At 71.2% G+C, this 23,842-nt stretch carries 14 protein-coding genes and 2 pseudogenes; 9 read left to right on the top strand and 7 right to left on the bottom strand.

Annotated elements, in window-relative coordinates; all coding sequences use genetic code 11:
* Positions 1-170: 170 nt before the first annotated feature.
* Positions 171-3,233, bottom strand: a complete 3,063-nt coding sequence (locus IE245_RS17470) for an FG-GAP repeat domain-containing protein (protein ID WP_229851341.1) — start codon at positions 3,231-3,233, stop codon at positions 171-173.
* 411 nt (positions 3,234-3,644) lie between these two features.
* On the opposite strand from IE245_RS17470, the gene IE245_RS17465 reads away from it, so the two are divergent.
* Both IE245_RS17465 and IE245_RS17460 read left to right on the top strand, forming a co-directional pair.
* A complete protein-coding gene (locus IE245_RS17465) occupies positions 3,645-9,827 on the top strand; it encodes an RHS repeat domain-containing protein (protein ID WP_229851340.1) in 6,183 nt (2,060 codons plus the stop codon).
* A gap of 66 nt (positions 9,828-9,893) precedes the next feature.
* Positions 9,894-10,436: a PH domain-containing protein gene (locus IE245_RS17460; RefSeq protein ID WP_189948433.1), complete on the top strand. Its 543-nt coding sequence runs from the start codon at positions 9,894-9,896 to the stop codon at positions 10,434-10,436.
* A 102-nt stretch (positions 10,437-10,538) separates the two neighbouring features.
* Here the strand turns inward: IE245_RS17460 and IE245_RS17455 are convergent.
* Positions 10,539-11,745, bottom strand: a pseudogene (locus tag IE245_RS17455) (IS30 family transposase).
* Positions 11,746-11,901: 156 nt separating this feature from the next.
* Between IE245_RS17455 and IE245_RS17450 the strand changes: the two are divergent.
* Positions 11,902-12,819 carry a helix-turn-helix transcriptional regulator gene (locus tag IE245_RS17450; protein WP_189948431.1) on the top strand — a complete coding sequence of 306 codons (918 nt, stop codon included), beginning with the start codon at positions 11,902-11,904 and terminating at the stop codon, positions 12,817-12,819.
* 40 nt (positions 12,820-12,859) lie between these two features.
* Complete coding sequence (locus IE245_RS17445) at positions 12,860-13,684, top strand: dioxygenase family protein (protein ID WP_189948429.1); 825 nt, start codon at positions 12,860-12,862, stop codon at positions 13,682-13,684.
* Here IE245_RS17445 and fahA read toward each other — a convergent pair whose 3' ends face one another.
* Both fahA and IE245_RS17435 read right to left on the bottom strand, forming a co-directional pair.
* The gene (gene fahA / locus IE245_RS17440) at positions 13,685-14,914 is read right to left on the bottom strand and encodes a fumarylacetoacetase (protein WP_189948427.1); all 1,230 of its coding nucleotides are present in this window, start codon (positions 14,912-14,914) and stop codon (positions 13,685-13,687) included.
* A 144-nt stretch (positions 14,915-15,058) separates the two neighbouring features.
* Complete coding sequence (locus tag IE245_RS17435; protein WP_189948424.1) at positions 15,059-15,676, bottom strand: SMI1/KNR4 family protein; 618 nt, start codon at positions 15,674-15,676, stop codon at positions 15,059-15,061.
* A gap of 293 nt (positions 15,677-15,969) precedes the next feature.
* On the opposite strand from IE245_RS17435, the gene IE245_RS17430 reads away from it, so the two are divergent.
* Positions 15,970-17,307 (top strand): LAETG motif-containing sortase-dependent surface protein, encoded by a 1,338-nt coding sequence (locus tag IE245_RS17430; protein ID WP_189948422.1) that lies wholly within the window; start codon positions 15,970-15,972, stop codon positions 17,305-17,307.
* 240 nt (positions 17,308-17,547) lie between these two features.
* Here the strand turns inward: IE245_RS17430 and IE245_RS17425 are convergent.
* Positions 17,548-17,844, bottom strand: a pseudogene (locus tag IE245_RS17425) (CocE/NonD family hydrolase); the annotation flags it as partial.
* Between the two features lie 325 nt (positions 17,845-18,169).
* On the opposite strand from IE245_RS17425, the gene IE245_RS17420 reads away from it, so the two are divergent.
* The 3 genes from IE245_RS17420 (at position 18,170) to IE245_RS17410 (ending at position 21,144) form a co-directional block, all read left to right on the top strand.
* On the top strand, positions 18,170-19,180 hold the full coding sequence (locus tag IE245_RS17420; RefSeq protein WP_189948420.1) for a polyprenyl synthetase family protein: 1,011 nt from the start codon (positions 18,170-18,172) through the stop codon (positions 19,178-19,180).
* A 33-nt stretch (positions 19,181-19,213) separates the two neighbouring features.
* A complete protein-coding gene (locus IE245_RS17415) occupies positions 19,214-19,879 on the top strand; it encodes a response regulator (RefSeq protein ID WP_189948418.1) in 666 nt (221 codons plus the stop codon).
* A 191-nt stretch (positions 19,880-20,070) separates the two neighbouring features.
* Complete coding sequence (locus tag IE245_RS17410) at positions 20,071-21,144, top strand: sensor histidine kinase (protein ID WP_229851339.1); 1,074 nt, start codon at positions 20,071-20,073, stop codon at positions 21,142-21,144.
* Here the strand turns inward: IE245_RS17410 and IE245_RS17405 are convergent.
* Together IE245_RS17405 and IE245_RS17400 are read right to left on the bottom strand one after the other, a co-directional pair.
* Complete coding sequence (locus IE245_RS17405; protein ID WP_189948415.1) at positions 21,141-21,353, bottom strand: DUF2283 domain-containing protein; 213 nt, start codon at positions 21,351-21,353, stop codon at positions 21,141-21,143. The two genes, IE245_RS17410 and IE245_RS17405, sit on opposite strands and share 4 nt — an antisense overlap.
* A gap of 24 nt (positions 21,354-21,377) precedes the next feature.
* On the bottom strand, positions 21,378-22,316 hold the full coding sequence (locus IE245_RS17400; RefSeq protein ID WP_189948414.1) for a DUF4258 domain-containing protein: 939 nt from the start codon (positions 22,314-22,316) through the stop codon (positions 21,378-21,380).
* A gap of 288 nt (positions 22,317-22,604) precedes the next feature.
* On the opposite strand from IE245_RS17400, the gene IE245_RS17395 reads away from it, so the two are divergent.
* The gene (locus IE245_RS17395) at positions 22,605-23,819 is read left to right on the top strand and encodes a LolA family protein (protein ID WP_189948411.1); all 1,215 of its coding nucleotides are present in this window, start codon (positions 22,605-22,607) and stop codon (positions 23,817-23,819) included.
* Positions 23,820-23,842: the final 23 nt, after the last annotated feature.

The raw sequence follows: 23,842 nt of genomic DNA, 5'->3' as shown, positions 1-23,842 counted from the left end.
CCTCCCCGGAGCCCGCCGCAAGGAGCATCGAACGCCCGCCTCCCACCCGCACCCGGGGCTGGCCCAGCGGAGTGGACACGGGGGGTGACGCCCCCTCTCCGGCAACGGGGGAGTCCCCGGCCCCGGCGGATGCCGGGACCGGGGACTCCGTGTCGTGCGTGCGGGTGACGCTAGGCGAGGTTCTGGAACGGGGTCCAGCCGCCGGTGCCGACGAGCGTGCCCGCGCCCAGGGCGTTCGGGTAGAAGTACAGCTGCCCCCCACCCGTGGTCGCCCAGAGGTCCGAAGTGCCGTCCCTGTTGGCGTCGGGCACGGCGGTGAACAGCGGACGGTTCGTCGCGGTCCAGCCGGTGCCGATGACACTGGAGGTGGAGCCCGCGCCGAGGCCGCCGCCCTGGTTGTCGCTGCCCGGGTAGAGCTTCAGCTCGCCGTTGGTCCTGTGCCTCGCGAGGAGGTCGACCTTTCCGTCCTTGTTGAAGTCGCCGGGAGCGGCCAGGGAATAGCCGGTCCAGCCACCGGTGCCGATCAGCACGGGCGCCTTGACGTCGTCGAGCAGGGACGAGCCCGAACCGAAGTACAGCCACAGCTGGTCGCCCTGCTTGACGAGCAGGTCGGTGCGGCTGGGACGGTCGACGCCCGCTTCGATCTTTCCGTCGCCGTTGAGGTCGGTCGGACCGTCGACGTCGCCCAGGGCGACGATCTCGGTGGCGTCCTTCCAGTGGTTGTTGGCCGCGTACTTGGTCGTGAAGGTCTCCATGTCGAACTGGCAGGCCTTGGAGACGCCGTCGGCTTCCTCGCCGATGCGTGAACAGGCGTGTCCGAAGCCGTTGTTGGGGTAGACCCGGAGCTCCTTGCCCTCGTCGGTGGGGACCAGGGCCACGAGGTCCTCGTAGCCGTCGGCCGTCCAGTCGCCCCGGCGGGTGATGGAGGAGCCGCTGAAGTCCTGGTCAGAGGCGACCGCGTACGGGGCGTGGCGGCCGTTGCCCGTGCCGGCGTAGAACCAGAGGTCGCCGTCCGAGCGGATGCCGTAGAAGTCGGCGAGGCCGTCACCGTTGAGGTCACCGGGCTTGTCCGGGATGCCCGTGCCGTCGGCGTAGAACGGGTACCGGGTCGTGTCGGAGATGTTGCCGCCCGCGTCGATCGACCGCACGCTGAGGGTGTGCCGGCCCACACTCGGCGGGGTGAGGGGCAGGGCGAAGGTCACGTCGCCGGCCAGACCGTTGGTCATGCTGCGGACGGTGGGGTCCCAGTCGGTCCAGTACTCGATCTTGGGCTGGGTGCCGGCGTCCAGGGCGGTCACGTTGAACGTTCCCTGGGTGCGGGCCAGACCCGTCGTCTCGGGCCAGCCGTCGGTGCCGTTGGGGAACTGCGTCGAGCTGACCGTCGGGGCCTTGCTGGGCCGGGTGGCGTCGAAGTCGAAGCTGCAGGAGTCGGTCCAGGGGCTGGACAGCTCGCCGTCCTCGGCGCGCGCGAACCAGTAGAACTTGGCGGTCCCGGTCATGCCCGCGGCGGCCTGGAGCTCCTTCATCTTCTCCTTGGTCACGACGAGCTTGGCATTGCGACCGGAGACGACGTCGACCCTGACGTCGACCTTGGGGCCGGAGTCGTAGTGCCCGTAGGGCCACAGGACGAAGCGGGCCTTGACCATGCCACCGTCAGGGTCGGTGAACTTGCCCTGGAGGGTGATGTCGGTGTTGCCGATGATGGGGGTCCCCATGGACGGCAGGTTCGCCTGGCAGGCGGCGGTCCAGGTGTCCGGCGTGGTGTCGAGGGTCTCGGGCACCTTGGGGTACGTGTTGTACGTCGTGGTGAGTCTGGCCGTCCCGATGTCGAACTTCTTCCATGCCAGGACGTCGGTCTCGCTCGTGGCGCGGAGCCCGAGCGTGATGTTGGTCCACCGCTTGGTAGCGGCTTCCTTGGCGGCGGAGGTGGCGTCGAAGGCGATGTCCGAGCCGGTGCAGCCGACATACCCGTGCGATTCGTTGCGCGTGTCGAGCTTCCTGGCCCACATGGTGGAGTTGTCCGTGTTGGCCCACGTGGTCGCGGAGGAGATGCCTCCGGTGAGCCACAGCTCCACACTGCGGGCGGTGCACGAGTAGGACCAGACGTTCTTGATCCTGAACGTGGAGCCCTTGATCAGCTTCTTCGTGTTCCACAGGTTGTTGGAATCCATGCGGAAGAAGGAGCGTGCGAGCCCGTTGGTGAAGTCCTCGTACCCGACGCGGGCCAGGTTCGTGCCGACCGGGCCGTCCGGGTTGTGCCAGCCGGCTCCGCCGAAGTACGCCGTGTTGGGGGTGGCCTTGTAGACGAGGGCCCACTCTTCCCGCCCCCCGTGTGCGGAGTACTCGGGGTCGATGTAGACCGGGTAGGTGGTGTCCTTGCCCTTGAGGAGCGACTGGTCCGGGGCGAGGGTCATCGCCTTGCCGTCGAACGACACCTTCATCGTGGCCTGCTTGGCCCCGTCTCCCGGAGTGAAGGGCTCGCTCGGGGGCTTCGGCGCCGCCGCCCTGGCCGCCGCGGCGGGAGGGGCGGCGGATGAGCTGTCCCACATGCGCGGCGCGGGAGCGGTGAAGACCTCCTGGCCGGCCGGGTCGGTGGCTCGCATGTTGCCGTGGGCATCCTTGGCGACGGACAGCCCGTTTGCGCTCATGGCCATGCGGATCGACGCCAGGGCGGGGTTCGACGCGGCCTGGGGCGTCTTGACGACCAGGAGCTGGCTGAAGCCCGAGTTGCCCGCGCGCAGCTTGAGGTCGACTCCGGGGAGTACCTCGGGGTAGGTCGCCGTGTCGCCGTCGAGGCGGGGCTCGGGAAGGCTGTCCGTCCAGCTGAAAGCGAGCGAGCGGTTGCTGTGCGCCAGCGTGACCGCCGAGCCGGTGCCGCCCCCGGAGAAGGAGATGCCGGCCTTGGTGGCCTTGGTGGTGATCCGCCCGTCGGCCCCCTTGACCAGGGTCGTGTCGATGGGAACGAAGGTGTTGTCCTTCTCCGTCCACCGGGGCAGTACGTACCGCTCCTCGGTGAAGGTGCCGGACGGGTCGGCGAAGAGCTGCGACGTCTCCGTGCGCTGGGCGATGACCTCGACCCGGCGGCCCTTGTCCTGGGCCTCCTTGCTCGCCTTCTCCTCGGGGGACGGCTGCGGCGCGGCCGTCCTCCCGGGGTTCGCGCTCTCCGTGGCAGGTGTCGCGGCCCCCTGCGGCGACAGTGCCGTGCCGAGCAGTGCGGCCGCCGTGGCGGCCACGACGGCTGCGGAAACCGCCGATCTCTTTCTTGTTGTCTGATTTTCCATATTTTCCCCTCCCTTAATCAGTCGACCCGAACACTAGATCGTTCACGGCTCGTTGTCGGTCCAGGGAGGCCCGTGGTGAAGGGTTGGCTGGAAATGGCCAATGAAGCACTCCTCTTTCGGTTGATTGTCTGCCTCTGAAGCATTGATTCCAGGTGAACTTGACTGATCTCGGACCCTTTTCCGGCCAGGTGAATATTTCTCTGGCATGAAGTTGTTAGTTTCGGTCGGTTATTTACCTGCATGCCGCTGGCGTGCGTGAAATGGGTGGGGAAACCGCATATGAGTGGAATAAGAAAAACGCCGAAATCAAGACAAACTTTCGGGACGGTCTCCGTCCTGACCGCGGGGTTCCTGGCCGCTGGGTTGCTCGGGGGGCCCGTCGCCGCCGCAGCGGTCGCGTGGGAGCCGCAGAAGCCCAAGCAGCTCGACCCCATCGAGGTCGAGCCGGTGAAGGCGTCCGGGAAGGCGGCCAAGAAGAAGGCGTCGTCCGACACCGTCTGGACGGCGCCCGACGTGACCTGGCCGGCCGCCGCCACTGCGGAGCAGGGGCTGGGCCGGGCCTCCGTCCTGCTGTCGTCGGCGAAGGCGGGGGCCCCGGTGTCGCCGCTCGTCGATCCGGCGGTCTCCGGGGTCCGCGTCTGGAAGCAGAACGCGAAGAGCGGCGAGCGGACGCGCGTCCGCGTCCTGGGCCGTGACACGGCGAAGAAGCTCGGCGTCGAAGGCGTCGTGCTCACCGTCGCCCCCCTCCAGAAGGCGACCGGCGACGTCCAGGTCGAGCTCGACTACGACGCCTTCCGCAACGCCTACGGAGGCGACTGGGCCTCACGTCTGACGCTCAAGGCACTGCCCGCCTGCGCGCTGACGACTCCCGAGGCCAAGGGCTGCGGCAAGGCGACGACGCTGCCGACGCTCAACGACACCGAGACCGGGAAGCTCAGCGCCCCCGTCGCGCTGTCCGCCACGGCGGGCGAGGCCACCGTGCTCGCGGCCACGGCCGCGGCCGGCGGCGCCTCCGGAGACTTCCGGGCCACGTCCCTGTCGCCGTCCGCCTCCTGGTCCGCCGGCGGCAGCAGCGGCGGCTTCAGCTGGAACTACGACATCACCGTGCCCGACGTGCCCGGCGACGTCAGCCCCAAGCTGTCCCTCGGTTACAGCTCCCTGGCCATCGACGGCCGGACCGCCGGCACCAACAACCAGCCCGGCGGCATCGGCGACGGCTGGACCATGGAGCCCGGCTACATCGAGCGCCAGTACGTCTCCTGCACCACCGACTCCAGCGGCACCAACGGCACCGCGAAGATCGGCGACCTGTGCTGGAAGAAGGACAACGCCCTGCTGAACCTCGGCGGGCGCACCAGCCAGCTCGTCAAGGACAGCACCACCGGCGACTGGCACATGGAAGCCGACGACGGCACGACCATCGAGAAGGCGACCAACGCCGGCGCCGACAACTTCGGCGACAACAACGGTGACGACAACGGCGAGTACTGGAAGGTGACGACGCCGGACGGCACCCGGTACTACTTCGGCGCCAACCGGCTCGACACCTGGGTCTCCGGCAAGCCGGAGACCCGGTCCACCTGGACCGTCCCCGTCTTCGGCAACAACGCGGGCGAGCCCTGCTACCAGGCTACGTTCAAGGACGCCTGGTGCCAGCAGGCATGGCGCTGGAACCTCGACTACGTCGTGGACCCGCACGGCGACGCCATGACCTACTACTGGGGCGAGGAGGTCAACCACTACGGCCGCAACGTCAACTCCAGCACCGGAGCGTCCACGGCGACCGCCTACGACCGCAGCGGCTACCTGAAGCGCATCGAGTACGGCCTGCGTCAGACCGACCCCTACGCCCAGCCGTCCGCCAAGGTCGAGTTCACCAACACCGAGCGCTGCCTCACCGGCTGCACGACCTTCGACGCCACCAACGCGAAGAACTGGCCGGACGTCCCGTTCGACCAGTACTGCGCCTCCGGGACCGAGTGCAAGGACCGCTACTCGCCTTCCTTCTGGACCCGCATGAAGCTCTCCACCATCGCCACCTCCGTGTGGTCCGGCGGGGCGTGGAAGGCCGTCGACAGCTGGGCCCTGGCCCAGAACTTCCCGGCGACCGGTGACGGCGGCGCCCCGCCGCTCTGGCTCAAGTCGATCACCCGCACCGGTCACACCGGCACGGGCGCGGTCACGCTCCCCGCGGTCACCTTCAACGGCACGCCGATGCGCAACCGCGTGGAAGGCGCCACCACGGGCGGCGACCCCGACCCCGTGCCGGGCCTCTGGCGCTACCGCATCACCGCCGTCAACTCCGAGTCCGGCGGCACCATCGGCATCGGCTACACCGCGCCCGACTGCTCCGCGACCAGCGTCCCCTCGCCCGACGCGACGAACACCCGGCGCTGCTACCCGGTCAAGTGGTCACCGCCGGACGCGCCGGCCGACAACTACGAGCCGTACCTCGACTGGTTCCACGCCTACGCCGTCGACTTCATCCTGGAGGCCGACAACACCAGCGGGATGCCGGACAAGCGGACCCAGTACACGTACCCCGAGGGCATGGCCTGGGCCAAGGCGCAGGACGACGAGTTCACCGACGCCAAGCACCTCACCTACGGCGACCGCAAGGGCTACGGCCTGGTCCAGGTACGGGGCGGCGCCGCCCCCTACCCGAAGACCCTCAAGGAGTACCGCTACTTCCGGGGCATCCCGGGCGCGGCCGTGAAGGACAGCGAGGGACAGTCGGTCACCGACCACGCGGCCTTCGCCGGCATGACGCGAGAGGAGTCCACCTACAACGGCGACGGCGGCAAGCTGGAGACGACCAAGAGCTACACCCCGTGGGTGTCCTCCGCCACCGCGACCGAGAACCGAGCCGAGGGGCTCCCCGCCCGGCACGCGTACGTGACCGCCGGAGCGAAGGAGCGCACCCGTACGGCCGTCGGCCAGACATGGCGCGTCACCGAGACCCAGCGCACCTACGACGGCAACGGCAACGTGCTCACCGACTCCCGGCTCGGCGACACCGCCAAGTCCGGCGACGAGGAGTGCGTCACCACCAGCTACGCCCCCGGCGACATCCTCGGACTGCCGTCCGAGATCAAGACGGTGGCCAAGCCCTGTGGCGCCCCCACGGTGCTGCCCGCCGACCTGGTCTCCGTCGAGCGCCGCTACTACGACGGCGCGACCTCGCTCACCGCCGTCCCGACGAAGGGCGACGTCACCCGCCTCGACGAGCAGGACGCCGCGGGCACCGGTTACCTCACCACGGCGACCCACACCTACGACCAGCACGGCCGAGAGCTGACCGACACCGACGCCCTCGGGAACACCACGACGACGGCCTACACGCCGACGACGGGCATCCCGACGTCCCAGAAGGTCACCAACGCCCTCGGCCACGCCGCGACCACCACCTACGACCCGGTACGCGGGGTCGCGACGGCGGTCGTGGACGCCAACGGCAAGCGCACGGACGCCGTGCACGACGGCCTCGGGCGCGTCCTGAAGGTCTGGCAGCCGGGCTGGCCCAAGACCGGCAACGAGACCCAGCCCTCCGTCCAGTACGAGTACAAGATCTCCCGGACCGAGGCCAACGCGGTCACCACCAAGACGCTCAAGCAGGACGGCACCTACCGGGCCACGTACGCCCTGTACGACGGCCTGCTCCGGGAGCGGCAGACGCAGGCCCCGGCCTACGGCACCGCGCACACCGTCCTGACGGAGACCCGCTACGACACCCGCGGCTGGGTCTCGAAGAGCTTCGCGCCCTACTACGGCGAGGTCGCCCCGTCCGCGACGCTGTACACGGCCAAGGACGAGCACCAGGTCGACAACGCCACCATCAACACCTACGACGGTCTCGGCCGCGTCACCAAGGCGGAGTCGCTCTTCCGCGGCGACCTGAAGTGGCAGACCACGACCGCCTACGCGGGCGACCGGGTCACCGTCACCCCGCCGCAGGGCGGCACCGTCACCACGAAGGTGCTCGACGCCAGGGGGCGGACGACCCAGCTCATCGAGTACGCGGGCGCCGGGCAGACCGACCCCCGGACGACGACGTACACGTACGGCAAGTACGGCGAGCCCACCTCGGTCACCGACCCGGCGGGCAACACCTGGAGCTACACCTTCGACAGCCGCGGGCAGAAGACCGGGGTGAACGACCCCGACAAGGGTGCCGGCGTCCTCACCTACGACGCGCTGGGCCGGATCGTCACCGCCAAGGACGCCCGGAACACCACGCTGACCACGGTCTACGACAAGCTCGGCCGCAAGACCGAACTGAAGAACGGCACGACCACGCTCGCGAAGTGGACGTACGACACCCTCGCCAAGGGGCAGCTCACCAGCAGCAGCCGCTTCGTCGCGGGAGCCGAGTACAAGGAGCAGGTCGGCGGCTACAACGACCGGTACCAGCCCACGTCGAGCAGCCTCGTCGTCCCGGCCGCGGCCGGTGGCCTCGCCGGCACGTACACCTGGGGCTACGGCTATGACGAGAAGACCGGCGCCCCGCGGTGGACGGACAACCCGGCGGTCGGTGACATCCCCGCCGAGTCGGTCGTCACCGACTACAACGCCGAGGACCTGCCGTACCGGACCGTGCGCGGCGGCATCGTGCTCGTCGCCAACGTCCTGTACGACCAGTACAGCCGTCCCACCCGGACCGAGTTCAGCGACGTCCTGGACAAGAAGGTCTGGCGGGACCAGGCGTACGACCCCCACACCGGCCGCGTGATCGAGACGGTCACCGACCGGTTCCTCGCTCCGCAGCGCGTCAACCGGTCGCAGTACGCCTACGACCCGGCGGGCAACGTCACCAGCGTGACCAGCACCACCGGGCAGGACGCCACCGCGTCCGTCGACCGGCAGTGCTTCACCAACGACCAGCTCGGCCGGCTGACCGAGGCGTGGACGGGCAAGACCGACTGCGCCACGGCACCGAGCGCCACGAGCGTCGGCGGGCCGAACGCGTACTGGCTGACGTACGGCTACGACAAGATGGGCAACCGCACCGAGCAGCAGGACAAGCTCGGTTCGGTCACCACCGCGTACACCCACCCCGCCGGCGGCGAGACCCGTCCGCACGCGGTCCAGCAGGCCACCGTCACCGGCGGTGCCGACAACGGGCGCGTCAGCACCTTCGAATACGACGCGACCGGCAACACCACCAAGCGCACCATCGGCACCAAGGTGCAGGACCTCACCTGGGACGCCGAGGGCCACCTCGCCACCCTGGCCGAGGCCGGCAAGACCACCAGCTACGTCTACGACGCCGACGGCAGCCGACTCCTCACCAAGAACGGCGACGGCACGCAGGTGCTGACGCTGCCCAACGGCGACGAGCTGAAGCTGGCGGCGAACGGGACGACGAAGACCGGCACCCGGTACTACACCCACGGCGGCGAGACCGTCGCGGTCCGTACCGGCACGACCGTGTCCTACCTGGTCAACGACCACCAGGGCACGTCGATGACGGCGATCAACGCGAGCACGCTGGCGGTCACCCACCGCAAGCAGCTCCCCTTCGGCGAGCTGCGCACGGCCCAGTCGAACGCCTTCGGCCCCCGCGGCTTCGTCGGCGGCACCAACGACCCCACGGGCCTCACGCACCTCGGAGCCCGCGAGTACGACCCGACGCTGGGCCGCTTCCTCTCGGTCGACCCGGTCGTCGACTTCAACGACCCGGCCCAGATGAACGCGTACTCCTACGCCCACAACAACCCGCTCACCAAGTCCGACCCGACGGGCCTCCGCCCCGACGGCCCGGTGGGCGGCAACGGCGCCGCGGACTACTACTGGGCCCAGGAACGCGGCATGACGACGGGGTACTACACGCAGAAGGGCGGGCGGTACGTCTGGAACCAGAGCCCGCGCAAGGACCGGGAATCCCAGAAGAAGTACAGGGCATACCGTGCGGACCCCGCGAACTACAAGGTGTTCCACTGGGACGCCAAGAAGGATGCCAAGGCGAGGAAGGCCGCCGACGCCCGGAAGGCCAAGCGGGAAGCCGAGGCCGCGCAAGCGGCTGCGGAGGCGCAGAAAAAGAAGAACGGCATCCTCGACAACATCATGGAGGGCAACTGGTCAGCTGCCTGGGACCAGTCGAAATCAGGGCTCCACGACACCTTCGGCACCTGGGAGGGCTGGAAGAACCGAGTACTGCCGGCTGCCAGCTTCGGGGCCTGCATCGTGGTCTCGGCAGGCCTGTGCACCGTCGGGGGTCTCCTGGTCACAGGAGCTACCTTGGTCGGTGACGGCGTGACCACAGGGAGTTGGAACTGGGCCGCAGCCGGCAAGGGCGCCGGGTGGACTGTCCTGGGAGGGGGTGCGGGGCGGCTACTCGCGGGGAGCTGGAAAACCTCGGCCATCGTGAGCCGCACTCGCGTCAAGACCGTCTATCAGGCAGAGAACGTCACCATCTACGGGTATCGCAAGACGGTCGAATGGGGGGCCACGTCTGCGAACATGGGTCTCAACGCAGGTCTCTCCATGTCGTTCTGCGGCGTAGGGGCGTCGAGCCTGGGAAACGCGCCGATCGCCAAGGTCTGTTGATGCGAGGCCGGGAGAGGAGTGAGGCCAGTGAGTGTGGAACCGGTGGTGCTGAGGCGGAGCTCCTGGATGGCGATCTCCTGGGCCGTCGTCGCGGGACTGGGGATCGGCATGATCGTGGCCGTGTACCGGGTGACCGAGGTGAACGGCTTTCGGATGGGCTGGCAGGGGATTCCGGCCTTCCTGGCGCTTGCCGGGGCCATCGGCAGGGTCGCGAACTGCAAGGTGATCCTGGATGAGCAGGGGCTCACGGTGGTGAATCCGTTCCGTACCCATCGCCTCCCGAAGCCGGCGGTCAAAGATGTTTCGGTTGACGAGGGAGGGACACTGGAGATTCACCTGGAGGGGGGCCGGGTCGTCTCGGCATTCGCCTTCGGGGGTTCGGTCGTCGATCACTTCATGGGGTCGAGTGCAAAGGCACAGCGAAGGATCGACGTATGGCTGAAACCCACTCGGCCGGGCATGCATTCCGAGGACTCCGGCGCTGCGAACGTGCGGGATGCCCTTCCTCGGATCACCTGGACGCGATGCGAAAGCGCTGATGCGTCCCTCGCCCTGTGTGTTGTGCTGACGATCTCTGGTGCGATCTGGATGGCTCTCACCGGAAACTGACGCCGATAGCGGCGCGTGGGCCCCTCTTCCCGTGGGCCCCAGTGGGAAAGCCCCGCAGGACTCGGCGAATTCCGGGGGTCGTTGCAACACGTGGTGAGTTGATCAAGCCGCGAGTAGCTTAGCGAGACGCTCGGCTGGGGTTTCCCAGCCGAGCGTTTTGCGTGGCCGGCTGTTGAGTTCGGCGATGACGGCGGCCGGGTGCTCGGGGGTGTGGACGGACAGGTCGGTGGCCTTGGGAAAGTACTGCCGGAGCAGGCCGTTGATGTTCTCGTTCGAGCCGCGCTGCCAGGGGCTGGCCGGGTCGCAGAAGTAGACCGGGATGTCGGTGGCGATGGTGAACGCCTTGTGGGCGGCCATTTCCGTGCCCTGGTCCCAGGTCAGGGATCGCTTCAAGTGCGGCGGGAGCGACCGGACAACCTCGACCAGGGCGTCACGGGTGCTGGATGCGCTGTGGTCCTTGGGGAGTGGTGCCAGCAGCACGTAGCGGATGGAGCGCTCGACGAGCGTGGCGATGGCCGACTTGCCTTCCTTGCCGATGATCAGGCCGCCCTCCCAGTGGCCGGGGACGGCCCGGTCGGCGACCTCGGGAGGCCGCTCGCTGATCATGACCATGTCCCGGATGCGCTGCTGGCGCTTGCAGGACTGCCGGTGCGGCCGGCGCATAGTCCGTCCGGTGCGCAGGGCACGGGCCAGTTCGCGGCGGAGTTCTCCGCGGCCCTGGACGTAGAGGGCCTGGTAGATCGTCTCGTGAACCACGAGCATCTCCGGCCGGTCGGGGAAGGCGGACCGCAGAGCCTGACAGATCTGCTCGGGGCTCCAGCGCAGGGCGAGGTGGTGCTGGATGAAGTCGCGCAGCTCGGGGTTCTGCCCGATCTTCCCGGTCTTCGGACGTGGGCGACGTTCCTCGGCACGTCGCTGAGCAGCATGCGGCCGGTAGGTCCATTCCTTGCCCCGCCAGAGTGCTCCGTTGCGGCGTATCTCCCGGCTGATGGTGGACGGGCTGCGGACCAGCTCAGCGGCTATCTGCCGGACGCAGGCGGTCGGCGATGTGAATGCGGTCGGCCTCGCGGAGGTAGCGCGAGGGCTCGGACGTCGGGGCCTGAACGGTGATGGGAGGTTTCGGCTTCCCCGTCGGAGGAGAGTGCCAGCCGTTACGCCACCGCTTGCCGGTCCGCGGGTTAATACCGGCGATCCGGCTGGCCTCTCGATTGTTGTAGCCCTGCTGCATGAGCTGGAGATGTACCTCCCGCTCACGCAGCAGACGGCCACCGCCCCCAGGTTCCCGGTTCTCCCGGATCTTGAAGTCCATCGCACCCCTTGAACTGGGGTGTTGCGACGACCGCTAGAACGGAAGCTCCCTGCGGGGCTTTCGTGCCGTTGGGCTGGTCTGATGCGTCCTCGTCTGACCTGCGCCCGTGTCATCGTGGACTCTGGAGTAATGGTCTGTACCTGTTGGGGGGATTCCGTGCGCGGGACCACCGTCTTACCCGGGGAGCCCTGTGAAGCGCCCCGGGACGGGGAGCCGCCGGTGCACCGGCTGGAGGTGCGGTTGCCCGATCGGGTGCCGTTCGCGGCCGGGGGGTTCGATGCGATGGGGCCCATGTCGCGGGCCGACTATCCGCACCGGCACACCTTCTACGAGATCGTGCACGTCGTGGCGGGGACGGGCGTGCACGTCATCGACGCCGAGCGGTACGACGTGCGGCCGCCGCAGCTCGGGGTGATCCTTCCCGGGCAGGTGCACCGGTGGGAGGGGGTGCGGGGGCTCGACGGGTCGCTCGTGCTGTTCACGCCGGAGTTCCTGGTGGGCGGGGCGGAGGACGAGGAGCTGCTGCGGCGACTGGGGGAGCGGCCCTGGGTGGACCTCGACGCCGGCGCGCACGAGCGGACCTCGTTGTTGATGGGGGAGTTGGCGGAGGAGTACCGGGGCGGGGACGACGGGTTCGCGGGGGTGCTGCGGTCGTTGCTGCACGTGCTGCTCGTGCGGGCCGCGCGGGTGCCCGGCGGGCGGGTCGTGGTGCCGCCGCGAGGGGTCGCCGGGGAGTTCCTGCGGATCGTGGCCGACGCCGGGGGCGGCGGGCTGTCCGTGCGGGAGTGCGCCGGGCGGATCGGGGTCACGCCGGGGCACCTCAACGAGGTCGTGCGGGCCGCCACCGGGCGGACGCCCGCCGCGCTGCTGCGGGAGGCGCGGGCGCGGGAGGCGCAGCGGCTGCTGATCGCCACGGGACTCTCCGTGCGGCAGGTGGGGGCCCGGGTGGGGTTCGAGGATCCCGCCTACTTCTGCCGGTTCTTCCGGCGGGAGGTGGGGGTGAGTCCGGGGGGCTTTCGAAAACACCACGAGCGCCCTGTTCCGTCCATCGAAGCGGACGCCCCGCCCCCCTAGGTTCGTGCCGATCCCAGACCCCACCTGAGGAGCCAGGCACATGGACAGCGAGAGCAAGACCAGTACCGGGCACGTCACCCGCAAGACCGTGCTGCGGGCGGCGCTCGCGGCCGGCATGGCCGCGCCGGCCGTGCTCATGGGAGTCCCGGCGCTCGCCCGGACGCTGAGCGGGAGCGAGGCGGCCCTCGACCTCACCCCGGAGTGCGACGACGGCGACGACCTGACCGTGCCGCAGATGGAGGGGCCCTACTTCAAGCCCAACTCCCCGCTGCGGAGCGCCCTGAAGGACGGACCGGGGACGCCGCTGACCGTCAGCGGCTACGTGTTCGGGCGGGCCTGCCGGCCGGTGTCCGGCGTGCTGCTCGACTTCTGGCAGGCCGACGCCAACGGGGCGTACGACAACACCGGGTTCAAGTTCCGCGGGCACCAGTTCACCGGCGCCGACGGGTCGTTCAAGCTCACCACGATCGTCCCCGGCCTCTACCCGGGCCGCACCCGGCACCTCCACGTCAAGGTGCAGGCGCCCGGGCGGCCGATCCTCACCACCCAGCTGTACTTCCCGAACGAGCCCCGCAACAACACCGACAGCATCTTCGACCCGCGGCTGCTCATGACCGTCCGGGACGCGGGCGGCGGGCGGGAGGCCGCCTTCGACTTCGTCATCGACGTGCCGCAGAACCCGGGTCCGACGCCGACGGCCACGCCCACCACCGCCCCGCCCGGCGGCACGTGGACCGCCGGGCGGTCGTACGCCGCCGGGGACCGGGTCACGTACGGCGGCGTGGGCTACGTCTGTCTCCAGGCCCACACCGCCATGGCCGGCTGGGAGCCGCCGAACGTGCCCGCCCTCTGGCGGATCGGCTAGCTACGCCACCGCGGGGGCGATCCGGCCCCGGACCTCGCCCAGGCCCACCCGGGTGCCGTCCGGGCCGGGCGCCCACGCGGTCAGCACGACCTCGTCGCCGTCCTCCAGGAACGTCCGCTTGCCGCCGGAGAGTTCGAGGGCGTCGCGGCCGTTCCAGGTGAGTTCGAGGAGCGAGCCGCGCTGGTTCACCTCGGGGCCGGAGACCGTGCCGGAGCCGTACAGGTCACCGGTGCGCAGGGAGGCGCCGTTCACCGTCATGTGCGCGAGCTGCTGCGCGGCCGTCCAGTACATGGTGGAGAACGGCGGCTCGGCCACCACCTCGCCGTTGATCTCGACGGTGATCCGCACGTCGTAGCCGCCGGGCTCGTCCTCCGCCGCGTCGTCCAGGTACGGCAGGAGGGGGAAGTCCCGGGCCGGCGGCGCGACACGGGCCGCGTCCAGGGCCTCCAGGGGCGTCACCCACGCCGACACCGAGGTCTGGAACGACTTGCCGAGGAACGGGCCGAGCGGCACGTACTCCCACGCCTGCACGTCCCGCGCCGACCAGTCGTTCAGCAGCGTCAGGCCGAAGACGTGGTCCCGGAAGGCGGAGAGCGGCACCGGGGTGCCGAGCTCCGACGGGGTGCCGACGAGGAAGCCGACCTCCGCCTCGATGTCCAGCTTCACCGACGGGCCGAAGACCGGCGCCGCGTCGGCGGGCGTCTTCCGCTGCCCGCAGGGGCGCACCACGTCCGTGCCCGAGACGACGACCGTGCCCGCGCGGCCGTGGTAACCGATCGGCAGGTGCTTCCAGTTGGGCGTCAGCGGGTCGCCGTCCGGGCGGAACATCCGGCCCACGTTGGTGGCGTGGTGCTCGCTCGCGTAGAAGTCCACGTAGTCCGCGACCTCGTACGGCAGGTGCAGCGTCACCGCGTCGAGCGGGTGGAGCAGCGGCTCGATGTCGGGGCGGTGGGCCGGGACCGTCACCCAGGCGGTCAGCGCGCGGCGCACGTCCCGCCAGGCGGTCCGGCCGGCGGCGAGCAGCGGGCCGAGGCCCGGCCGGTCGAGCAGGGAGGCGAACGGCGACCCCAGCGCGTGTGCCGCGGCCCCGGCGTCCAGCACGTACCCGCCGATCCGGACGCCGAGCCGGCGCCGGCCCGGCTCGTCGCCGGTGGAGAAGACGCCGTACGGGAGGTTGTGCGGGCCGAAGGGATCGCCCTCGGCCAGGTCGAGCGGGCTGTGCTCGGACATCGGTACGTGCCTCACTTTCCAGCTGGGTATACGGGACACGTTACGACGAGGGCGGACGCGACGGCAGTGTCCGATGGCCGGTGTTCACCGTCCGGCTGGAGGGGCATCCACCGCTGGATACCGGATATATGGCGGCAGAACGCATCACGAGCGGGGCGCGGCTTCCGGGGGCTCCGCCGTGTGCGGACGCTCGGCTCCCGGCCACACGACCGGCGCTCCTCCGGCGGGAGCCGCCGGGCGTTCCATGCGTACCGGACCGGGAGGGAACACCGCACTGCCCGGACCGACCATGTCGCCGCCCGCCACGTACCGGTGCAGCCACTCCGCGAATCCCATGCGGTACTCGTGGAAGTCCTGCTCGTCACCGTCGCAGGTGAGGATCCTCCAGCCGTCCGCCTGCCCGCCCTTCGCGGCGAACACGTACTCGCCGCGGTCGGTGGTGGCGAGCGGGACCATTCCCGCCCTTCCACCGAACCGGGGGCCGGTCTCCTCGAAGCCCGGACAGGCGACGTCCTCGTCCCACGAGGTGTCCCGGAAGGCCCGCATGGTCTGCTCCGTCCACGGGGCGAGGTCCTCCGAGGGGTGGAGGAGGTAGAGGTGCCGGTTCGCCTGGGCGGGGGCGTAGGCCTCCACGATCCTCTTGCAGTCGTCGGGGAGGGCGACACCGAGGCCCGCCTCCAGGCGCCGCCACGCCGCGTCGGAGTCGGCGTGGGCCGGGCTCGGCTCGCCCAGCACGGCGAACACGGCTTCCAGGTGCTGCATGACCGGATGCCTTCCTGTTGTCACGGGCAGGGGGAGGGTACGGGACGGAGCGGGGCCGGGCGGCGGGCGCGGATGACATGGATCACAGAGAAACCGGCCGGGAAGAGGGCAACTGTCCGGGTGCGGGCGGTTTGTTCCAGGCGACGTGTCCGCACCGCTTCCGAGCTGGGGAAACGGGCCTGTCGCCGGGTCCGTCCGGGTCCTACGATCACGGTGGTGGCGCCCCCGCGTGAGGACTTCCGCGGGCGCGCACCCCCCTTTCTCTCTTCTCCTGACCAGGAAAAGGTCCGCCCGTGAAGATTCGCCGCATGCTCGCGACCGCCGTCGCCGCCGCCGTCACCACGCCCGTCGTGCTCCTCTCCGCCGGGCCCGCCTTCGCGGAGACCCCGAAGCCGACCCAGCCGGCCACGGCCCAGGACGAGGCCCCGGACGGGCCCGAGGAGGACGACTTCGCCGAGTACGAGAAGCTCATCGAGGCCGTCGCGACGGCCGAGGCGAAGCTGGAGTCCCTCAAGGCCGAGCGCAAGGCGCTCGTCGCAGACCTCAACGCCGGCAACATCGACCCGGCCGTCAAGGCCGAGTACGAGGCCGCCAAGCTGGCGTACGACGGGGCGAAGACCGCCCGCGGGGCCGCCGACACCGCGCTCACCGAGGCGCAGGCGGACCTCGACGCGGTCCTCGCGGACCCGAACGCCACGGCCGAGGCCAAGGCCGCCGCCGAGCAGGCCGTCACCGCCGCCAAGGAGACCGCCGCGTCCGCCCTCACCGCCGAGACGGACGCCAAGACGCGCTTCGACGCGGCCGCCACGGCCCGGGACGACGCCCGGGTGGCGCTCGCCCGGCAGATCAGCCTGCTGGACCCGAAGATCGAGGCCGCCGAGCAGGAGCTCGCCGACGCCGAGGCGGCCCTGGAGGCGTACGAGGGCGCGGACTGCGTCGAGGACCGCTCCGTCGTCTCCACCCTCACGGGCCCCAAGACCATCACCATCGGTTCCAGCGCCGACTTCTCCCTCACCGTCGAGAACACCTCCGACCGTGACCTCGACTCGGTGCGCTCCTACCTCTTCGCCGCGCACGTGCCGGAGTCCTGGGAGGACATCCTGGACGAGGAGGACCCCGACTTCGGCCAGTACTTCTCCATCGACTGGAAGTCCGCCGCCAACCCGAAGTGGACCGAGCTCGACTTCGAGGACGAGGCCATCGAGCTGGGCGCGATCGCCAAGGGCGGCAAGGCCGACGTCACCCTGCGTCTGACCGTGGACGCGGACGCCCCCGCGGGCGAGGGCATCTCCTTCACCACCGCCGAGTACGAGAACGGCGACGGCTCCTGCGGCATCAGCGAGCAGTACGCGAAGGCCTCCTTCGACATCGTCGAGCCGAAGGGGGAGCCGACGCCGCAGCCGACGGCGGAGCCGACGCAGCAGCCCACCGCGACCCCGTCCCCGTCGACCTCCACCCCCGCCCCCGCGCCGTCCTCGAACGGTGCCGCCCCGCAGGGCGGCCGGGGCGGCGAGCTCGCCGAGACCGGCTCGTCCGACGTCCTGCCGCAGCTCGGCATGGCGGCCGGTGCCGCCCTCGTGCTCGGCGCGGGTGCCGTGTTCGTGGCGCGTCGCCGGAAGGCCGACGCCTAGGAATCCCCGCGATCCCCCGTACGGTCCCGGCCTCAGCCGGCCGTGCGGGGGATCCGCTTTTCCCCGGTGCGGTGGAAGACGTCGGCGTCGCGGAGGGCGAGCCGTTCGGGGCGGGCCTCCTCGGGGGCCTCCAGGGGCTTCGGGGGCGACGTCGCAGAGCCGGGCGGCGATCTGGCCGGTCGGCGCGGGCGTCATGAGGCGGAGGGCGACGCGGGGGCGGCCGAGGATCTCGATCGGCTCGCCGTCGGCGAGCTCGGTGGTGTCGCACTCGTCGCCGGGCAGGCCCCCGCTGTTGCCGTGGCCACGGACGTCGACCCGTACGGAGGCGTAGCCGTGGACCGCGCACCAGGGGCGGCGCTGCCGGTCGCGGGGCGCGGTCCGGTCGGTGAGCCGGTGGGGCGGTACTCCAGGAGGGCGGGGACGGGCTCGTCGGTGACCGGCCGCCACGCGCGCGTACAGCGGGGTCCCGTCCGGCATCGGGGCGCGGAGGTCCTCGTGCCGGGTCTCGTGCGGGAAGCCGGTACGGATCTTCGTCATCGGGCGCTCACCTCAGTGGGCGGGGCGCGTCGTGCGGCGCGGTCCCCGGGGGTGCCCGAGGGAGGCGCCGTCGTCCTCGGGGGGCGGCCGCTCGCCGTTCGCGTCGGTGCCGATCGTTGTTCGGGACAAAACGGCTACTCGTGATCGTATGAGCTGATACCGAACATACCGGGGGTGACGGGAAGGCGCCCACGGTGATCGAAACGTGACCGGATACGCTGGCTTGAGTGAATGGACCGACACATCGACAATCCCCGTCGGCGGCGTACGGTCCGGAGCGTCAAGGACCAGCGTCAGCAGACGTCAGCAGACAGGAGATCCCCTCGTGACCGTCGTCGGGCCGTTCGGTCTTAGCGTGCGGGACCAGGCTCTCGAGGCCGATGTCCAGACGGGGTTGGCGGCCGTCGAGGCCGGCCTCCTCGACGCCACCAAGAGCGATGTCCCCTTCATCACCGAGGCCGCCCAGCACCTGGTGCTCGCCGGCGGCAAGCGGTTCCGGCCGTTGCTCGTGATGCTCGCCGCCCAGTTCGGCGACCCCCACGCGCCCGGCGTCGTGCCCGCGGCCGTCGTCGTGGAGCTCACCCATCTGGCCACGCTCTACCACGACGACGTCATGGACGAGGCGGCCGTGCGCCGGGGCGTGCCCAGCGCGAACAGCCGCTGGGGCAACTCGCTCGCCGTCCTCACGGGTGACTTCCTCTTCGCCCGCGCCTCGCACACCCTCGCGGACCTCGGCCCGGAGGCCGTACGGATCCAGGCCGAGGCGTTCGAGCGGCTCGTCACCGGCCAGATCCTGGAGACCGCGGGTCCCGTCGACGGCCGCGACCCCGTCGACCACTACCTCGACGTCCTCGGCGGCAAGACGGGCTCCCTCGTCGCCGTCTCCTGCCGCTTCGGCGCGATGATGTCCGGCGCCGACGAGTCGGTCGTCGACATCCTCACCCAGTACGGCGAGCGGCTCGGCGTCGCCTTCCAGCTCGCCGACGACGTCCTCGACATCGCCTCCGAGGGCCACGAGTCCGGCAAGACCCCCGGCACCGACCTCCGCGAGGGCGTCCCCACCCTCCCCGTCCTGCGCCTGCGGGCCACCGCGGCCGCCCACGGCCGCCCCGAGGACCTGGAGCTCGTCGCCCTGATCGACGGCGACCTCACCGACGACGACCGGCACGCCGAGGTGCTCCGGCGGCTCCGTCTCCACCCCGCCCTGGAGCAGGCCCGCCGGGACACCGTGCGGTACGCGGAGGAGGCCAGGGCCATGCTGGCGCCGCTGCCCGACGGCTACGCGAAGTCGGCCCTGAGGGAGCTGTGCGACGCGGTGGTGCACCGGGCGGGCTGACCCGCGAGGTCACCGGGGGAAAGGAAGCCGCCCATGATCGGCGTGGTCGTCGTGGACGACGAACCACTGGTCCGCTCCGGCCTGCGCGCGATCCTCGGTTCCGCCGCGGACATCGGCGTCGTGGCCGACTGCGGTGGCGCGGAGGCGGTCGCGGTGGTCGAACGGCACCGCCCCCAGGTGGTCCTGCTCGACATCCGTATGCCCGACGTGGACGGGCTGACCGTGCTGGCACGCCTCGCCGCCGTGTCACCGCCGCCGGCGGTCGCCATGCTGACGACCTTCGACGCCGGTGAGTACGTCGATCGGGCCCTGCGCAGCGGGGCGGCGGGATTCCTGATGAAGAACACGTCCCCCGAGCAGCTGGTGCACGCCGTACGGGTGCTCGCCGGCGGCGGGCGGGTGCTCGGACCCGAGGCGGCCGGCCCCGTCATCGGCGGGTACCTGGCCTCGGCGCCGGCGGACGACGCGGCACGGCTGGTGGCGGGCCTGACCGAGCGCGAACGCCAGGTCCTCGCCCTGGTCGGCCACGGGATGTCCAACCGGGAGATCGCCGCGACGCTCCACCTGGCCCACGGCACCGTCAAGGACCACGTCAGCGCCATGCTGACGAAGCTCGGCGGTGTCAACCGGGTCCAGGCCGCCGTCGTCGCCGAACGCGCGGGCATGATCGCCGGGCGCGGCGCCGCACCCCGGCGGTGAGGGGCGGCATGAGGGCGCGGGCGTACGTCCCCGGGCCCCGTACGCGTCGGAAGGCGACCGCCGCCGTCGGAGCGCCGCTTCCCGCCGCCGACGTAGCGTCGCCCCCCGCCGCCGACGCAGGCCGTTCCCGGCTCTCCGTCGCCGGGCGACTGCGGCGTCTGGGGCCGGCGGCCCTTCCCGTCGGTGTCGCCGTGGTGGACGGACTGGCCGTCAACGGTCCCCACGACGGGCCGGGGCTGTGGCTCGCGCTCGCCGCCGCGGGCGCCCTCGTGGTGCGCCACCGCCTGCCCGAGGTGGCGCTGACCGTCGGACTCCCGGGCCTCTACCTCGGCCATCTGGCCTTCGCCCCGCTGATCGCCCTCTACTGCGTGGCTTCCGTGCGCCGGGGAACGCTCGGGGGTGTGGTCGGCGCGGCCCTGGTGGCACTGGCCCAGTTCCTCCCGCACCCGCCCGGCGACCTGCTGCTGCTCGGCCTCGACCGGGAGACGCTGCTGGCCGCGCTCGACTCCTGCGCATTCGGTGCTGGGGCCTTCGTCCTGGGCCGCTCGGCGCGGCAGCGGCGGGACCGGCTGCGCGAGGCGGCCGAGAGCCGCGAACGCGAGCACCGGTTGCTGACCGAACGCGTCCTGGCGGCCGAACGGGCCCGGCTGGCCAGGGAGATGCACGACGTCGTCGCCCACAAGGTCAGCCTGATCAGCCTGCAGGCCGGGGCCCTCCAGGTCACTGCCCTCCCGGACGCGCCCGCGACCTTGGAGACCGCGCGGGTCATCCGCGAACTGTCGGTCGCCACGCTGACCGAACTCCAGCACCTGCTCGGGGTGTTGCGAACGGCGGGGGGCGAGGCCGGGGAACTGGTCCCACAGCCTCGCCTGGCCGACCTGCGGGCGCTGGCCGAGGCCGGCGCCCCGCAGGTCGGACTCCGGGTCGGAGAGCTCCCGGACGGGCTGCCCGAGGCCGTCGACCGCGCCGTCTACCGCACGGTCCAGGAGGCGCTCACCAACGTCCGCAAGCACGCCCCCGGAGCCGACGCCGACGTCCACGTGTGGTCGGACACCGATGCCCTGCACGTCGCGGTGCGCAACACCGCGCCCGACCGGGCGGCCGCCCCTCTCGGGCTGCCCGACGGCGGGCACGGTCTGATGGGCCTGCGGGAACGGGCGCAGTTGCTCGGCGGCACGTTCGCCGCGGGCCCGCTCCCCGGCGGAGGGTTCCTGGTCCGCGCCAGCTTCCCCGTGCCCCCGGCCCGGACGCCGCCGCGGGCCTAGGAGGCGCCGAGGAGTTCGGCGGGGAGGGCGGCCCGGGCGCCGACGACCTCGACGCCGAGCAGCCGCCCCGACGCGTCGAAGTCGAGGTGCAGGTCCGCCGCACCGCCCGGCACCTCGACGGTGACCTGCTGGACGGCGGCCCCGTCCGCGATGTGCGCGACGAGCGAGACGTACGCGGTGTCGTTCTCCTGGTCGTACTCGATGTGCATGGTTTCGCTCCCTGGGGTCTCGGATCAGTTGCGGCCGACGGAGACGACGTTCCCCTTGTTGTTGACCACGACCCAGATCTTTCCGCTGGTGTACTTCCAGGTGCCCGCCGACTTGCCCCGCGACTTCTTCCCGTGCTTCACGGCGTTCGCGATCATCTGCTCGCTGATGCCCCGCTGCGCCATGCGCTGCGCCGCGTGCTTGGAGATGCTCTTGACGCCGCTGGTCAGCAGCAGGCGCCCGGCGACGATGGCGAGGGGGATGAACCACGCGGGGTCGGCCACGACCGGGTAGGCGGTGTTCGGCCCGGTGCGGATCGTCTGGACGAGGGCGCCGCCCTCGACGCGGTAGTCGGTGGGTACGGCCTCCCCGGCGGCGTCCTTCGCCCACGGTGCGTCGAAGGTCCCCAGGTGCTCCCCGCCCCGGCTGACCAGGACGCTGCCGTCCTCCAGCTGCTCGGTCTCCGCGTCGGCGGGCAGGTCGAGCGGGAATCGGTACTCGGTGGGGGCGTCCGCGTCCCGGAGGGTGATCAGGGTGCGCACGCCGTCCCGGTTGGGCTGGACGGCGAGGTCGAAGTCCTCCTTCACGTCCGCGTACACCACGGTGCCGTGGGCGCCGGTCGCGGCACGGACGTCGGTGGCGCCGGGCAGGCCGAGCCGGACGATGTCGCCGCCGTAGGCGGACTCCACCGCACCGGACGCCGTGGCGGGTACGAGGATGCGAGCGGCGTGCGCGTCCGCGGGCACCTCGACGCGGGTGGCGCCGTCACCCAGGGCGGTTCCCGGGACGAGGTCGGCGGTGCCGGTGACGCGCTCCACCGTCTCGGCCGCCCGGGCGACGCGGTCGGCCGAGGGCACGCCGGTGTCCGCCTGGGCGAACGCGGTGGTCATCAGCACGGATCCGGCGGTGCAGCCCGCCACGAGTATCCGGGCCAGGGTCCGGTGGCGGGGGGACGATCCGTTCATGGTGCGAGGCATGTGCGTCCTTGCTGACGGCCCGGTACGGGCCCGTGGTGAACAATGGCGCCCTCAGCCTGGCGAGCGGCGCCCGCCGGCGGTATCCGCCCCTCGGCGTGACCCGTCCCCGCCGACCGGCGGGGTGGGCGGCCCCGGGGACGTCATCCCGTCCCTAGGGGATGTCATCCCGAAGGGGTACGCGAGGTTGATTCCCCGGGCTGACGATTTCCGGCGCCCGTCCTGGTGAGATGGAGTCATCGAGAGACAGTCCGCCAGGGCACGGAGGGATCACAGACCATGGCAGCACAGCGCAAGGCAAGCAGGTACGTCGTCCCGGTCGCGGTGGCCGGCATCGCCGCCGCGACCATCGGACTCGTCCCGGCGCTCGCCGCGTCCGGTGACCCGGACCTGCCGGAGATCACCGCCCAGCAGCTCGTCGAGAAGATCGCCGCCTCGGACACCCAGACCCTGTCCGGCACCTTCAAGATCTCCACGGACCTGGGCCTGCCGGCCTTCGACGGCCTGCTCGGCGGGCTCGCGGACGGCATGGCCTCCGGCGCCGGCGAGGGCTCCGGCTCGGCCGAGGGCACGGCGGACCCGTCCGCGCAGCTCACCAAGCTGGTCTCCGGCACGCACACCCTGAAGATCGCCGCCGACGGGCCCGAGCGCCAGAAGCTGACGCTGCTCGACGGCAAGGAGCAGTACAGCCTGATCCACGACGGCGACGACGTGTGGGCGTACGACTCCCGCTCGAACACGGTCCTCCACGAGAAGGCCGACGCGGGTGCGGAGGAGGACGGCGGCCGGGCCCCCGAGAAGGAGCTCCCGGCCTCCCCGAAGGAGCTCGCCGACGAGGTCCTGAAGGCCGCCGGGGACACCACCTCGATCACGGTCGGCGGCACGGCGAACGTCGCGGGCCGCGACGCGTACCGGCTCGTCGTCGAGCCGAAGCAGCAGGGCTCGACGGTCGACTCGATCACCATCGCGGTGGACGCGGCCACCGGGACCCCGCTGAAGTTCACCCTCGACTCCACGAGCGGCGGCAAGCCGGTCGTCGACGCGGGCTTCACGAAGGTCGACTTCGGCAGGCCGGCGGCCTCGGAGTTCGACTTCACCGTCCCGAAGGGCGCGAAGGTCACCGAGGGCGACCAGCTGGAGAAGGAGTTCGGCGAGGGCCGCGGCGACCACGGCAAGGCCCCGGAGGACCTGGAGAAGGCCCTCGGCGACTTCGGCCTCGGCGGCGCCGACGCGAACGGCCCCGAGGTCATCGGCGAGGGCTGGACCGCCATCGCCGTCTTCGACTCCGGCGCGCCGGCGCCGAAGACGGAGGAGGCGCCGAAGGAGGTCCAGGGCTTCCTGGACTCGCTCGGCGACAAGGTGAGCGGGAAGTTCGGCTCCGGCACCGTCTTCAAGACCAAGATCGTCAACGCGCTGATGACGGACGACGGCAAGGTCTACGTCGGCGCGGTGACGCCGCAGGCGCTGGTGGACGCCGCCGACGCCGCGAAGTAGCACGGACGTTGGTGCCCCGGGTG

The organism is Streptomyces roseolus (genome assembly GCF_014649855.1).
Lineage (GTDB): Bacteria > Actinomycetota > Actinomycetes > Streptomycetales > Streptomycetaceae > Streptomyces > Streptomyces roseolus.
The sequence above is the reverse complement of the archived record's forward strand: the minus strand, read 5'-3'. Positions and strand labels throughout refer to the sequence as shown.